The 15296-nt window shown below is 54.6% G+C and carries 13 protein-coding genes; 2 read left to right on the top strand and 11 right to left on the bottom strand.

Translation table 11 applies throughout. The annotated features are described in order from the left end of the window. Window positions 1-34: 34 nt before the first annotated feature. From AC6HVW_RS23445 to pepA, 6 genes are all read right to left on the bottom strand, one after another. Window positions 35-1189, bottom strand: a complete 1155-nt coding sequence (locus AC6HVW_RS23445; RefSeq protein WP_071681285.1) for an iron-containing alcohol dehydrogenase — start codon at window positions 1187-1189, stop codon at window positions 35-37. 223 nt (window positions 1190-1412) lie between these two features. Next, window positions 1413-3014: a GMC family oxidoreductase gene (locus AC6HVW_RS23440; RefSeq protein ID WP_071681286.1), complete on the bottom strand. Its 1602-nt coding sequence runs from the start codon at window positions 3012-3014 to the stop codon at window positions 1413-1415. Between the two features lie 393 nt (window positions 3015-3407). Beyond that, on the bottom strand, window positions 3408-3911 hold the full coding sequence (locus AC6HVW_RS23435) for a GNAT family N-acetyltransferase (RefSeq protein WP_071681287.1): 504 nt from the start codon (window positions 3909-3911) through the stop codon (window positions 3408-3410). Between the two features lie 171 nt (window positions 3912-4082). Further along, window positions 4083-6959, bottom strand: a complete 2877-nt coding sequence (locus AC6HVW_RS23430; RefSeq protein ID WP_024529413.1) for a valine--tRNA ligase — start codon at window positions 6957-6959, stop codon at window positions 4083-4085. A gap of 14 nt (window positions 6960-6973) precedes the next feature. Beyond that, window positions 6974-7423 (bottom strand): DNA polymerase III subunit chi, encoded by a 450-nt coding sequence (locus AC6HVW_RS23425; RefSeq protein WP_021179113.1) that lies wholly within the window; start codon window positions 7421-7423, stop codon window positions 6974-6976. Window positions 7424-7504: 81 nt separating this feature from the next. Further along, entirely contained in the window at window positions 7505-9016 is a 1512-nt protein-coding gene (gene pepA, locus AC6HVW_RS23420) for a leucyl aminopeptidase (RefSeq protein ID WP_021179114.1), read from the bottom strand. A 280-nt stretch (window positions 9017-9296) separates the two neighbouring features. Between pepA and lptF the strand changes: the two genes are divergently transcribed. After that, window positions 9297-10391: an LPS export ABC transporter permease LptF gene (gene lptF / locus AC6HVW_RS23415; protein ID WP_021807814.1), complete on the top strand. Its 1095-nt coding sequence runs from the start codon at window positions 9297-9299 to the stop codon at window positions 10389-10391. Further along, a complete protein-coding gene (gene lptG / locus AC6HVW_RS23410) occupies window positions 10391-11461 on the top strand; it encodes an LPS export ABC transporter permease LptG (RefSeq protein ID WP_021807815.1) in 1071 nt (356 codons plus the stop codon). Before lptF ends, lptG begins: the two co-directional genes overlap by 1 nt. 101 nt (window positions 11462-11562) lie before the next feature. Here lptG and AC6HVW_RS23405 read toward each other — a convergent pair whose 3' ends face one another. The 5 genes from AC6HVW_RS23405 to AC6HVW_RS23385 form a co-directional block, all read right to left on the bottom strand. After that, window positions 11563-13359: a glycoside hydrolase family 28 protein gene (locus AC6HVW_RS23405; RefSeq protein ID WP_497569710.1), complete on the bottom strand. Its 1797-nt coding sequence runs from the start codon at window positions 13357-13359 to the stop codon at window positions 11563-11565. A 241-nt stretch (window positions 13360-13600) separates the two neighbouring features. Then, window positions 13601-13918 (bottom strand): CcdB family protein, encoded by a 318-nt coding sequence (locus AC6HVW_RS23400; RefSeq protein WP_071681289.1) that lies wholly within the window; start codon window positions 13916-13918, stop codon window positions 13601-13603. Continuing rightward, window positions 13918-14163: a type II toxin-antitoxin system CcdA family antitoxin gene (locus AC6HVW_RS23395; protein ID WP_024486363.1), complete on the bottom strand. Its 246-nt coding sequence runs from the start codon at window positions 14161-14163 to the stop codon at window positions 13918-13920. The genes AC6HVW_RS23400 and AC6HVW_RS23395 overlap by 1 nt, the downstream gene beginning before the upstream one ends. Before the next feature lie 89 nt (window positions 14164-14252). After that, complete coding sequence (locus AC6HVW_RS23390; protein ID WP_021179117.1) at window positions 14253-14582, bottom strand: DMT family transporter; 330 nt, start codon at window positions 14580-14582, stop codon at window positions 14253-14255. An 11-nt stretch (window positions 14583-14593) separates the two neighbouring features. After that, window positions 14594-14953, bottom strand: coding sequence for a DMT family transporter (locus AC6HVW_RS23385; RefSeq protein ID WP_024529409.1), 360 nt, complete (start codon window positions 14951-14953; stop codon window positions 14594-14596). Window positions 14954-15296 lie beyond the last annotated feature (343 nt).

Genomic DNA, 15296 nt, shown 5'->3' with positions numbered 1-15296 from the left:
CTTTAAATAGCGCAGTTGAGGCTGATGTTTTTCATTAAAGGCTACGTTGTAAAATGTCACGCAAGGTGTCGGCATCCGGCACTCGCGGATTATTCTCCAGCACCACTTTCATGGTGGTTTGCACGTTATTGATGATCCAGTCGAAGTGCTCTTCTTTCACCCCCAGTTCAGTCAAGGAAGGGAGCATATTGACTGATGACAGTAATGACGTGACGGCCTGTACGCTGCTGTAAGCGGCTTCTTCAAGGCTCATATCGCGAGTATCCACCCCCATGGCGTAGGCAATGGCGGCAAATTTTTCAGGAGCGGCCGACCAGGTGTATTCCATAAAAGCAGGATAAACCGCGGCGATCCCTTCAGCGTGTACGACGTCCAGCAGTCCGCCCATTGGATGTTGCAGAGCATGTGGCAGCGCCGTACCGGCACAGTCGATGGCCATTCCGGCAAGCGTACTCGCCACGCAAACCTGTTCCCATGCCGCCAAATCGGTCACATTGGCATACACGCGTGGCAGGTTCTGTGTCAGCAGGGTAATCGCACGCAGCGAGAGCATTTCACTGATTGGGTGGGCATTCCGGGAGATATATGACTCCAGGGCATGGAACAAGACGTCGGCACCTGGCCCGGCGATCACGCGTTTTGGCAGCGTGAGCATCAGTTCGGGGTCAACAATCGAGGCGACCGGGTAGATTAACGGGTTAACCAAGCCTTTTTTATCATGGGTTTCCGGGTTGGTGAACACGGCGGTACGGTTAGCCTCGCTGCCGGTGCCAGCGGTGGTCGGCACCAGGATATTTGGCAGCGCGTTCTGTGCCTGGGTTTTGCCAAACACATAATCCCAGATGCTGCCTGGATTGCAGGCACAAAACGCGATGCCTTTGGCCATATCCATTGCGCTGCCACCACCAATACCAATCACCAGATCGCATTGTTCCTGGCGTGCCATTTCAGCACCGGCTTCCACCAGTGTGGAGAGCGGGTTTTGCATAAATTTGTCATAGACGGCAAATGCCACCCCGGCGGCAGCCAGGGTTTCCTGCGCCCGAGCGAGTAGGCCTGTGGACTTGGTGTTATCGGAAACGACCAACAGTGCTTTCTTCCCGTACTGTTGAGCGATGCTACCAAGCAGTGCAAATTTGCCTGGACCAACGTGAAGTTTGACAGGGTTGTTGAAGATAAAGCTGTTCATTAGTTATCCTTTTTGTCCGCATATTCGGATCGCGTTCGCTATTGTGATTATATTGGCCGTGTTTCATCCTTCATTCAACCCTTTTTGCTGGATTAATGAGCGCAATCACATTTTTTCTGGTTGTTGGTGAATATGGCGGGAGGTAAACAGGGGGGATTTTTTAACGTGATTTGCAGCAATGGTTAGCTGACAGCAAGCCAACATCGGCTTGCCGTCTATTTGGCTATTGGCCCAATATCAAATCCACTGCCTTTTCGGCCAGCATAATGGTGGGGGCATTGGTGTTGCCGCTGGTGACCTGCGGCATCACCGAACAGTCGACCACCCGCAGGTGCTCAAAGCCATGCACTCGTAGCTGCAAGTCGGTCACCGAGTCATCCGTATTTTTCCCCATCCGGCAACTACCCACTGGGTGATAGACCGTCTTGCAGAAGTTACGTACAAACTCCTCCATCTGCGCTTCATCGTTCACCCACGCCGGTTGTGGCATCAGCAGATCTTTAATCAACGGCTTGAGAGAGGCGGTTTCCAGGAAGCGCAGGCCAAATTTCACCGCGCGAATGCTGCCTGCCAGATCGTCTGGATGACCAAGGTAGTTGGCCTGGAGCTTGACGGGATCGGCGGGATTACGGCTGCGTAATTGCACCTGGCCGCGTGCTTTGGGTTGTAGATAACCGACCTTGAGCGACACGCCGTGGATCGCCGGTAGCGGTTCGCCGGGCACGTCGTCCCAACTGTCCAGAATCGGCAGGAAATGTACCTGCACGTCTGGCCTGCCATTACCCAGGGAGTCTGCAAAGGCGGCCCCCTCCAGTACGTTAGAGGTCAATACGCCGCTGCGAAACGCCAGCCACTCTGCACCGTGGCGTAGCGCCTGTAATCCCCGGTCGGCACCGAACAGGCTGACAGGTTCGCGGGTGCTGACGTTAATCGACATATGCAGGTGATCGTGGAAGTTTTTGCCCACCGGCAGATCGGCCAGCGGCGTAATGCCTAACTGCTCCAGATGTTCGCGCGGGCCGATGCCGGACAGCATCAGGATCTTTGGTGAGCCAACCGCCCCGGCGCTGAGGATCACTTCCTGGCTGGCGCGGGCGGCGATCTCATTGCCACCGTTCAGGCTGTAGACCACTCCAGTTGCCACGTTGTTTTCGAAGGTGACTCGATGCACCAGTGCGTTGAGTTTCACCACTAGCCGCGAGTTATCGCGCACGGCTTGCAGATAGGTGCGGGAGGTGCTGGCGCGTTCGCCATTGTGAGTGGTGGTTTGGTAGAAACCTACACCATGCTGATTTTCACCATTAAAGTCGTTGCGGTAGGGCAGATCCAACTCCTGGCCCGCGCGGATAAACGCCATGCTGAGCGGATGGCGGTAGCGGTTCTCGCTGACCGGCAGCAGCCCTTCGTTGCCGTGATACTCATCCGCCAGGCTTTCATTGGCTTCGGCGCGTTTGAAGTAGGGCAGCACGTCCTGATAGCTCCAGCCGGAACAGCCATATTGATGCGCCCAGTCGTCGTAATCCTGCGGTTGGCCGCGCAGATAGATCATACCGTTGACCGAGCTGCTGCCCCCCAGCACCTTGCCCTGGGCGATCTGCATGCGGCGATTATTGGCGTGCGGCTCTGGTTCGGTTTCATACGGCCAGCTTTTCTTGGCGATGATCTTGGCTACCCCAGCGGGCATTTTGATAAACAGATTATTGTCGTCGCCGCCGGCTTCCAGCAGCAGGATGCGGGCCTGGGTACGGCGGATGAGCTGGGCTGCCAACACGCAACCCGCCGAGCCTGCGCCAACAATGATGTAATCGAAGTTATTTTCTGACATGACCGTTCCCTGTGCGTGATGGTTAGAGACTGTCATGGCAGAGTAACTCAGAAGAATAGTAGGTCAATTTGCGATCGTTAATTTATTAATGAATGTCACAATAAATTTACACTTTGCTTGAGTGAATCAGTTTAACTGGTTGAAATATAGAATTACCGTGTAATTTTTCGAATGATGTAGATATTAATAATTTTATCTGTGAGTGATGTGCTCTCTCCCTCACCCCAACCCTCTCCCCAAGGAGAGGGAGCCGATAGGCGCAGTTGTCAGGTAAAGAAGTTAATTGGTAACAGGGGGGATATCGAGGGTGTATACCGTAATTAAGTTGTGGCACATTCGGTCCCCTCTCCCTGTGGGAGAGGGTTAGGGTGAGGGGTATGTAGATTGCTAATGTTAAAGCGCTTTCAGCATGGTGACTTCGCAGTCGCCGTGGCCGGTATTACCCATGGCACAGTCGATATGCTCAAAACCAAGATGCTCATACAGACCAATTGCCTGCTGCAACGTGGCGGTGGTTTCCAGATAACAACGGCTGAACCCCTGCTGGCGGGCAAACTCCAGCGCCTGCAGCGCCAGGCGTTTTGCCAAACCTTTGCCACGCAGCACCGGCAGGAAATACATTTTCTGTAATTCGCAGACGTCGATCTCACCGCCCTGCAGCGGCGCAACGCCACCACCACCGGCAATCTGACCGTCTATCTCCACCACCCAGTAGGCACTGCGCGGTTGGCTATAGAGTTGGAACAAGGCGTCCAGATTGGGATCGGAAACGGTATAGCCTTTATCCGCCGTCAGGCCATGCTCGGCGGAGACTTCGCGAATGACGTGCGCAATCGCGGCGTTGTCGTCGGCCGTGATTGGGCGTACCAGAAGACGCACTGGGGTGGCTGTTGTCATGTTTACACTCACCATCAAAGGGAACCTGAAGGGCCCCGGAATTTCGTTGTTATTACGGAATGCACTGCATCAATATTACTTTGTAATAACACTTAAGCCTGGCTCTTGGCAATGCCGATAAAAAAACAGCGGGGAAAAATCACCCGCTGTTTTTGATCGGTAGCTCGTAGATTACAGCGCGGCGATAGTCGCCTGCTGTTCCTGCAGCTTCAGCTTGCCTTCTTTGCAGGCTGCCAGGCGCTCACGCTCTTTGGCCACTACCGCTTCCGGAGCGCGAGCCACAAAGCCTTCGTTGGACAGCTTGCCTTCGATAGACGCGATCTCACCATCCAGCTTGCCCATCTCTTTCGACAGGCGCGCGATTTCCGCATCCTTGTCGATAAAGCCAGCCATCGGGATCAGCAACTCGGCACCGTCCACCAGCTTGGTGACCGAAACCGGGCCTTTCTCGCCCGCAGGCAGCAGGGTGATAGAGCTCAGGCGTGCCAGGCGTTCGATAAAGCTCTGGTTTTCCTGTACGCGGCGTTGGGCATCACCATTGGCGTTACGCAGCAGCACTTCCAGCTGTTTGCTTGGCGCGATGTTCATCTCGGCGCGGATGTTACGCACCGCGATGATCGCCTGCTTGATCCACTCCAGATCGTTCAATGCCTGCTGGTCTTCCAGCGCGGCGTCGAAGGCCGGGAACGGCTGCAGCATGATGGTGTCTGCGGTTTCACCGGTCAGAGGCTTGACGCGCTGCCAGATGGTTTCGGTGATAAATGGAATGATTGGGTGCGCCAGGCGCAGCAACGCTTCCAGCACGGTGATCAGCGTATTACGTGTGCCACGCTGTTCCGCTTCGCTACCGTTGATCACGACCGGTTTGGTCAATTCCAGATACCAGTCGCAGAACTGGTTCCAGGTGAATTCGTACAGGATGCCCGCCGCGATATCGAAGCGATAGGTGTCCAGCGCCTCACGGTAGGCTTTCACCGTGCGGTTGAATTCGGCCAGGATCCAGCGGTCGGCCAAGGAGAGCTGCATTTCGCCACCGTTGAAGCCGCAGTCGTGCGCTTCAGTGTTCATCAGCACAAAGCGGCTGGCGTTCCACAGCTTGTTACAGAAGTTGCGGTAGCCTTCCAGGCGCTTCATGTCCCAGTTGATGTCACGGCCAGTAGAGGCCAGTGCTGCCAGGGTGAAGCGCAGGGCGTCGGTGCCGTGCGGTTCGATGCCGTTCGGGAACTGCTTCTCGGTGCGCTTGCGGATTTTCTCTGCCAGCTGCGGCTGCATCATGTTGCCGGTACGTTTCTCCAGCAGGTCTTCCAGCGAGATACCGTCAACCATATCCAGCGGATCGATGACGTTACCCTTCGACTTGGACATCTTCTGCCCTTCGTCGTCGCGGATCAGGCCGGTCATGTACACGGTCTTGAACGGAACCTGCGGTTTGCCATTTTCATCTTTGACGAAGTGCATGGTCAGCATGATCATGCGGGCAATCCAGAAGAAGATGATGTCGAAGCCGCTGACCAGCACGCTGGTCGGGTGGAAGGTCTTCAGATCCGGGGTTTGCTCTGGCCAACCCAGGGTCGAGAAGGTCCACAGGCCGGAGGAGAACCAGGTATCCAGCACGTCTTCGTCCTGGTTCAGGGCCACGTCGGCACCCAGGTTGTTTTCGCGGCGCACTTCTTCTTCGGTGCGGCCAACGTAGACTTTGCCTTCGGCGTCGTACCAGGCCGGGATGCGGTGGCCCCACCACAGCTGACGGGAGATACACCAGTCCTGGATATCGCGCATCCAGCTGAAGTACATGTTTTCGTACTGCTTGGGCACGAACTGGATCTCACCTTGCTCAACCGCTTCCACCGCGACTTTCGCCAGCGGTGCGGTACGCACGTACCATTGGTCGGTCAGCATTGGCTCGATAACCACGCCGCCACGGTCGCCGTAAGGCACGGTCAGATCGTGAGGTTTGATCTCTTCCAGCAGGCCGAGTTCGTCAAAGGCGGCAACCACGGCTTTACGCGCAGCAAAGCGCTCCAGGCCACGGAACTGGGCTGGCAGCTCGCCGCTGTAGGCGGTGCTGGCTTCGCCCAGGGTGTCGAACACCTCTGCCACTTCGAGGATGTCACCGTCGAAGCTCAGGATGTTGATCATCGGCAGGCCGTGACGCTTACCCACCTCATAGTCGTTGAAGTCGTGCGCCGGGGTGATTTTCACGCAGCCGGTGCCTTTCTCCATATCGGCGTGCTCGTCACCCACGATGCGGATGCGGCGGCCCACCAACGGCAGAATGATCTCTTTGCCAATCAGATCCTTGTAGCGTGGATCTTCCGGGTTTACCGCTACGCCGGTATCACCCAGCACGGTTTCCGGACGGGTGGTGGCAACCACCAGGTAGTCTTTGCCTTCCGCCGTTTTTGCCCCATCGGCCAGCGGATAGCGCAGGTGCCACATGGAACCTTTGGACTCGCGGTTTTCCACTTCCAGATCGGAGATGGCGGTGCGCAGTTTTGGATCCCAGTTCACCAGGCGTTTGCCACGGTAGATCAGGTCTTCTTTGTACAGGCGGACAAACACTTCTTTCACCGCGTTGGACAGGCCTTCATCCATGGTGAAGCGCTCGCGCTCCCAATCCACGGAGTTGCCCAGACGGCGCATCTGGCGGGTGATGGTGCCGCCGGACTCGTCCTTCCACTGCCAGATTTTGTCGATAAACGCGTCGCGGCCATAATCATGGCGAGTTTTATTTTCTTCTGCGGCGATTTTGCGCTCAACCACCATCTGGGTCGCGATACCGGCATGGTCGGTACCGGCTTGCCACAGGGTATTTTTACCCTGCATGCGCTGGTAGCGGGTCATGGTGTCCATGATGGTCTGCTGGAACGCGTGGCCCATATGCAGGCTGCCGGTGACGTTCGGCGGCGGGATCATGATGCAGAAACTTTCCTGGCTGGTATCGCCATTCGGTTTGAAATAGCCCTGGCTTTCCCAGTGATCGTACAGCTTCTGTTCGATCTGGGTTGGGTCATAGGCGGTATCGAGATCGGTGTTGGTCTTTTCCATTTTTATTTCAAGGTTCAGTTAGTTGGCGGCGTGGCCGTGGTCAAATGGAAGCCGACGCTGCGATAGGCTTTGTAACGTTCGCGCGCCAACTGTTTCAAGGTGTCTTCGTAAGGGACGAAGTCTACCACTTCATGGAAAGCAGTAGCAAAATCTGCAAACTGCGGCAGCAGGGCGATCAGCAGATCGCGCGGGGCATTGCCGCGTTTACCTGGCCAGCACAGCTCGACCGGGGCGCCAAAGTTTGGCCCTTCGCCTGCCAGGTTGTGCGGTACAAATTGGTGTGGCTCACGTTGCCACAGGGCTTCGTCCAGCCGCTGGGCTTGCTCCTGGCTTTCACAGGCGATCAGCACCCGCTTGCCAGCGCGCCATCTTTCGGCGGCAACGGCACAGGCCACAGCCTCGTGTGCACTGAGCGCACCAGCGGGTTCTGCGTGTTCAAGAAGGTAGAACGTTGCCTGTTTCATGATTAAATTCACCGTGGCCAAAAAATGTAAGGGCACAGCGTGCTGTGCCCTCGGTGATTATACCTGAATTACCGCGCGGATTTAATCGTCGCCGTTTAGACCAGCACGATTGAGCAGGAACTGCGCCAGCAGGGCTACCGGGCGGCCAGTGGCCCCTTTGGCCTTGCCGGAGCGCCAGGCGGTACCGGCGATGTCCAGGTGCGCCCAGCTGTACTTGCGGGTAAAGCGTGAAAGGAAGCACGCGGCGGTGATGGCACCACCTGGGCGGCCGCCGATGTTGGCCATATCCGCAAAGTTGGAATCCAACTGCTCGTAATACTCGTCGGCCATCGGCAAGCGCCACGCACGGTCACCCGATTGCTCGGAAGCGCCGATCAGCTCGTGAGCCAGCGGGTTGTGGTTCGACATCAGGCCGGTGATGTGGTGGCCCAGTGCGATCACGCAGGCACCGGTCAGTGTGGCGATATCAATCACCAGCTCTGGCTCGAAACGTTCCACGTAGGTGAGGGTATCGCACAGCACCAGGCGGCCTTCGGCGTCGGTGTTCAGCACTTCTACCGTCTGGCCCGACATGGTGGTCAACACATCGCCTGGGCGATAGGCACGTCCGCCCGGCATGTTTTCGCAGCCAGCCAGCACGCCGATCACGTTCAGCGGCAGGTTCAGTTCTGCCACCACACGCATGACGCCGTATACGGTTGCCGCACCGCACATGTCGTATTTCATCTCGTCCATGCCGTCGGCCGGTTTGATCGAGATGCCGCCGGAATCGAAGGTCAGCCCTTTACCTACCAGCACGATCGGCTTAGCGTCCGGGTTAGGATTTCCCTTATATTCCATCACCGACATCAGCGATTCATTTTGCGAACCGGCACCGACCGCCAGATAGGCGTTCATCCCCAGCTCTTTCATCTGCTGTTCGCCGATGACGCGGGTGGTGATGTGGGTGCTGAAGGCATCGGCCAACTGACGTGCCTGTGAGGCCAGATAACCGGCGTTACAGATGTTTGGTGGCATATTGCCGAGATCTTTGGCGGCCTTGATGCCAGAAGCCACGGCCAGGCCGTGCTGGATGGCGCGTTCACCGCTGGTCAGTTCGCGGCGGGTTGGCACGTTGAACACCATTTTACGCAGCGGGCGACGTGGCTCCACCTTGTTGCTCTTCAACTGATCGAAGGTGTAGAGCGTTTCTTTGGCGGTTTCTACCGCCTGGCGCACTTTCCAGTAAGTATTGCGGCCTTTGACGTGCAGCTCGGTCAGGAAGCATACGGCCTCCATGGAACCGGTGTCGTTAAGGGTATTGATGGTTTTCTGGATCACCTGCTTGTACTGGCGTTCATCGAGCTCGCGCTCTTTGCCACAGCCAATCAGCAAGATGCGTTCGGAGAGAATGTTCGGCACATGGTGCAGCAGTAACGTCTGCCCGACTTTGCCTTCCAGTTCGCCCCGGCGCAGTAGTGCGCTGATATAACCATCACTGATTTTGTCGAGCTGTTCTGCGATAGGTGACAGGCGGCGTGGTTCGAAAACACCAACTACAATACAGGCGCTGCGCTGTTTTTCCGGGCTACCGCTTTTTACACTGAACTCCATGCACTCTCCTGAATCTTAAAGACAACGACGAAAGCTACGGCTAGAATGATCTGCTCCGCCAAGATCTTCCGTCATTGAGTTAACTAACTAGGTTAACCTGAACGGCGTAAACGTTCTGTTTTGGCTACTATAGGTCTGTTCCTATAGGAAGGCCAAACAGCTTGATGTTCTAATACTATTTTAGCTGTGAAGGTTGCCACATGATGAGAAAAAATGGCGGATTAGCGATGAAACTATCGATTTTCCTGCAAAAAGACAAGTTTTCACAGGCGTAATAAGCGTGATCATCATTAGATATCTGGTACGGGAAACGCTGAAGAGCCAAATTGCCATCCTGTTTATCCTGCTTCTGATCTTCTTTTGTCAGAACCTGGTCAGGGTGTTAGGTGATGCGGTCGACGGCAATATCCCGACAAATTTAGTCTTATCCCTGCTTGCATTGGGTGTGCCGAAGATGGCGCAGCTAATCTTGCCCTTAAGCCTGTTTCTTGGCCTCTTGATGACGCTTGGGCGGTTGTATACCGAAAGCGAAATCACCGTTATGCACGCCTGCGGTCTGGGGAAACGGACCCTGATCATTGCCGCTATGGTGTTGGCGATCTTTACCTCGGCGGTGGCTGCGGTAAACGTCTTCTGGGTCGGGCCATGGGCGGCCAGCCATCAGGACGAAGTGATTGCCGAAGCCAAAGCCAACCCCAGCATTGCCGGGCTGGCTGAAGGGCAGTTCCAGCCCTCACAGGATGGTAACGCCGTGCTGTTTGTCGGCAGCGTAAAGGGCAACACCTTCAACGACGTGTTCCTGGCGCAGCTACGCCCGAACGGTAACCAACGCCCTTCGGTGGTGGTGGCCGAGCATGGAATGATCAATCAGGGCCGCGACGGATCGCAGGTTGTCACGCTGGACAAAGGCACCCGGTTTGAAGGCACCGCATTGCTGCGTGATTTCCGCATTACCGACTTCACAGACTATAAAGCGGTTATCGGCCATCAGTCGGTCACTATCGATAATACCCAGTCCGAGCAGATGTCGATGCGCACGCTTTGGGAATCGAATGAACCGGATGCGCGCGCCGAATTCCATTGGCGTTTGACGCTGGTCGTTTCCGTGGTGCTGATGGCGCTGCTGGTGGTGCCGCTTAGCGTGGTCAACCCGCGCCAAGGCCGTGTGCTGAGCATGTTGCCAGCGATGCTGCTGTATCTGATCTTCTTCCTGCTGCAGACCTCGCTGCGTTCCAATGCCGGTAAGGGCAAGCTGGATCCGCTGGTGTGGATGTGGCTGGTGAACCTGGCGTACTTCGCGATTGCTCTGGCACTTAACCTGTGGGATACCGTGCCGATGCGCAAACTGCGTGCACGCCTGAGAGGAGCGGCCTGATGTTTGGTGTACTGGACCGTTATATCGGTAAAACGATTTTCAACACCATCATGATGACGCTGTTCATGCTGGTTTCGCTTTCCGGCATCATCAAGTTTGTCGATCAGTTGCGTAAAGTCGGGCAGGGTGAATACTCGGCGCTGGGCGCAGGGGTTTATACCCTGCTCAGCGTGCCAAAGGATATTGAGATCTTCTTCCCGATGGCGGCCCTGCTAGGGGCATTGCTCGGTTTGGGCACCCTGGCTACGCGTAGCGAACTGGTGGTAATGCAAGCTTCTGGCTTCACTCGGCTGCAGATTGCTGGGTCGGTGATGAAAACCGCTATTCCGCTGGTCTTGCTGACGATGGCAATCGGCGAATGGGTGGCACCGCAGGGCGAACAGATGGCGCGTAACTACCGTGCGCAGCAGATGTACGGTGGCTCGCTGCTCTCTACCAAGAGCGGCCTGTGGGCGAAGGACGGCAACGACTTTATCTACATCGAACGGGTGGCGGGTGAAAAAGAGCTGGCTGGCGTCAACATTTACCACTTCAACGATCAGCGCCGGTTAGAGACGGTTCGCTATGCCGGTACCGCAGATTTTGAAGACGGCGCGTGGCAGCTTTCGCAGGTGGATACTTCCGATCTGACCAATCCGAATCAGGTCACCAGTACCCAGACGCTGACCGGGGTGTGGAAAACCAACCTGACCCCGGACAAGCTGGGCGTGGTGGCGTTGGATCCGGATTCGCTTTCCATCAGCGGCTTGCACAACTATGTGAAGTACCTCAAGCAGAGTGGCCAAGAGGCCAGCCGTTATCAGCTGAATATGTGGAGCAAGATCTTCTCGCCGCTGTCGGTGGCGGTGATGATGCTGATGGCGCTGTCGTTTATCTTTGGCCCGCTGCGTAGCGTGCCGATGGGCGTGCGAGTGGTGATCGGTATCAGCTTCGGCTTCCTGTTCTACGTGCTGGATCAGATTTTCGGCCCGCTGAGCATGGTGTACAGCATGCCGCCAATTCTGGGTGCCCTGTTGCCAAGCTTGCTGTTCCTGTTGATCAGCCTTGTTTTGCTGCTGAAGCGGAAATAGTCAGGCCCAATAGACTGGGCCTGTATGCAAATCAAAGCCGCGATGTGTTAGTCACCGCAGCAGAGGAAAGACGGGTGGGAGAGATCCTACCCGTTTTTCGCTTAGAGTGCAGAGGCGCTAGAAGGGAACAGTGCAAAGGCTTCGCTGCAATCGTAAGGCTCTTCGGATCCATTACGGTTATCCAGCACTTCAAACTCTGCGGCACCGTTGTCCGCGGCTTCCAACAGCAGATCCGCCAAGGATACCGGGCCAGGTCCCATCAGGATCTGGGCATAAGAAGGCGCGGCAGGGATTGTTGCCGAGGCTTTGCTAGCCAACTGTGGTGAGCTGTCAAACACGGTGTTATCGAGCACAATATTTCTTAATGGCAGATCCTGGCCATCAGAGCTGAAGCCGCGTAAGGTGACCCGAACGTTATCTCCGTTATAAATGGAGTCTGGCGTATCCACATAGTGGTAATTCTTGATGGTGACATCTTGAATATCGGGGTAGGCCTGGCCGGTTTTTTTGCTGTAGTAGGTATCAATGGTCAGCGCTTCCTGAGCGCGGCGGATACAAATGCCATCATAGTTGATGTTCCTCACTTCTCCTCCAACGCTCATGTCGGTTTTGATACGCACGCCGACGGCAAAGTCAGCATCATGGCCGTCAATGCTCATATCCCGAATTTCCACGTCTTTGACCGCGCAGTCGGTTTCACTGCCGATTGACATACCATGGGTGAAGTAGAGGCGGTTATGCAGAATTTTGACGTTGCTGACGGTATAAATAGGCAACTGCCCTGCATACTTTTCGGCAATCGGTGGGACACAGGCATTGCTGCTATGGGCTTTGATGGCAATACCGTCATCACCGGTACTGATGTGGTTATAGGCAATCAGGACATTCTGCGATTGGCCAGGATCGATCGCGTCGGTGTTCTTGGTCGTATCCGGGGTAAAGCAGGTGCTTGCCCGGGTATAGTTAGGGGAACCCGATGTCGCAGGGGTTGTCCCTTTCGGGCAATCATAGCCTGGAACCGTATAGGCCAGTGAAGGCGTTAACACCTTCACGCCCCAGACGACCACTCCATTGACCCCACTGGGGACAAAGTGGAATTTGGGTGCATTCTGTAAGGTGATCTTATACAGCGTGAAGTTCTGGCTGGTCGGCTTGGCGGAATTCTTGTTGGTGACCTGAATTAGCCGCGGGTTGTTCTGATTGGCGCCGGAAACGGTTTTGGTTAATGCGCCCACATCCCACCAGGTTAGGATATCGGCATATTTTCCGCTGGTGAGCACTGCTCCCCCCCGTCCGTCGATGATACCTTCGCCAATCACGCCGCTGTTTATTGTATCGGTGGCGGTAATCAATGCGTTACAGCCATTATCGGCACTGGCGGTTTCGCCGCAGTTATTCTTACCGGCAATCTGGTAATCCACTGGGCTACGTGAGGCAAACAGGGTGATCCCTTGATCTACCCAGAGCGTGACGCCACTTTTTAGTGTAAGTGGGCCGCTCAAGAACGCATTCTCTTCGTTACTGCCAGCGACCAGTTTAACGGCACCGGTGGTGCAGGCGTCGATCGCGGCTTGAATACGTTGGGTATCGGGTTGGGAATTATTCACGTCAGCATCAATGGCTTCATCCAGTAGCCCTTTGGCATTCTGGTTCAGTTCGGCTGAGAGTGTTTGGCAGACTTCAGGCATTACCGGTTCTTTCCCGGCCAATTCGGGATCGTTAAGGGCAGAGGCTGGCCAGGCACCACTGCGGTCAGCGACAGGTTTCTCAGTTGCGGGGGGAACAACGGGTTTAACTGGCTCAACAGGAGAGGCGATACTACCATCCGAGTTATCACAACCCGTCAGGGCCAGCAGAAAAATCGCCATAGCTGATAATGACTTGATATTTCTTTGCATGATTTATCCCTAATAATGAAACGGCGTTCCGAAATTAGATATTGTCTTGCAAAATACGTTGCCGCAACTGTTACATGACAGGATTATGCGGTATCAAATCATTAGCCTGCATATACCTCTATTCAGCATGCCGCCGATCTTGGGGCGTTGCTTTCAGGCCTGTTGCTGAAACAGAAATAACGGTTGCTTCCACCTCTTTGTTGAACAGGCCCAATTTGTTCATAGTCAGTGGGGCAGTTTTTCAAATGCCCAAAACTAACAGGTCGATGGCCGCAACCAGCTCATCACGCAGATGGGCTGCATTGGTAACCAGGCAATCTGCATTAAGATTTTTGACATCCGTAGTCGTCAGTAAACTAGTAAGGATCACGTAATCTTGTTGGTCCACAGACAAAACAGGAGTCAGTGCTTTGACCTGTGAGTTTGTTGCATGCTTTAAAGCCAAGGGCATGACCAAACGAGTGCTAAGGTGATCGAGTAAATCGGACTGAACAACGATAAAGAAAGGATAGTTTTTTTTGTTTTTAGATTGATTTTTATAAACAGAAAATTGTTTCATTACAGGACACCAAAGTCAGCATCATCAGAAAAAAGGCCGTTCTCCTCAACGAAGCCATTCAATGCTTCAAGACCAGCACGATTTTCCGCTAACCAACGTTCACGTTGCCCCTTCTTCACTGCGAGTTCTAATGCGTGGTTTAGTGTAGCCGATAAGTTTAGGTCTAATGCTTTAGCCTGTTCAATCAGGTCGACACGCAAGTATACGTTAGTATTGCGTTTTTTTATTACTGAAACGGCACCCATAGTACCTCCTAAGCATAATTTATGCGCATAACTATAGCGCATCAAAAAAAAAGCGCAACGTTGCCGCTGCGCTGTTGGGGGCTAAGATCTTACATCTGCGAGAAGATATTCATAATGACGCCACCGCCGATGATCAGCGCCATGGCGAAGATGGCAGGGAGATCCGGTTTCTGCTTGTAGAGCAGCATGGAAACGAAGGTCACCCCGACAATGCCAAAGCCGCACCACAGCGAGTAGGCGACGCCCACCGGGATAAACCCCATCGCCTTGGTCAGGGCGAAATAGCACAGGCAGTAAGCGCTAATCACCAGCACCGAAGGCCCCAGCTTTTTAAAGTTGTTGGTTTTTTTGATCATCGAGGTCCCGGTGATTTCTGAACCGATCGACAGAGCCAGCCACAAGAAGCCAATATTAAACATAGTTGATACCCTTATTCTTCGGAGGAGCCCATTTTGGAGAAGAGGTTCATGATCACGATGCCGCTGGCAATCACGATCATGCCGATAATGGCTGGCATATCAGGGTGCTGGCCGTAAAACACCATACCCAGGCTTGAGACCAGTAAAATCCCGGTGCCTGACCAGGTGGCGTAAGCCAGGCCGACAGGAATGTATTTCACCGCGTTAGATAACGAGTAATAACAAACGCAGTACAACACGACGATCAAGCCGAGTAATAACGTCTTGGTGGTACCTTCGCTGTTATCAAACATTTTTAAGGTTGAGGTGGCCGAGGTCTCGGAGAAGATGACCAATAACATCCATACCCATGCTTTTGCCTTGGTAGACATAGAGTTCGCTCCTGATAAGTAATGATTTATATAAATTTAAAATTTGAGACTTATATTAATTACCCCTCACCCCAACCCTCTCCCACAGGGAGAGGGAGCTGTTAGCTCCTACTCTTTTGGCAATAAAGAGGTAATCTCAGCAAACTCGATCGCCCACTTATCCAAGGAGCGTCACCGAGTTTTCAGATCCACCCGATCGCCCACTTATCCAAGGAGCGTCACCGAGTTTTCAGATCCACCCGGTCGCCCACTTATCCAAGGAGCGTCACCGAGTTTTCAGATCCACCCGATCGCCCACTTATCCAAGGAGCGTCACCGAGTTTTCAGATCCACCCGATCGCCC

The sequence above is a fragment of the Serratia sp. NCCP-200 genome, assembly GCF_059697885.1.
The sequence above is the reverse complement of the archived record's forward strand: the minus strand, read 5'-3'. Positions and strand labels throughout refer to the sequence as shown.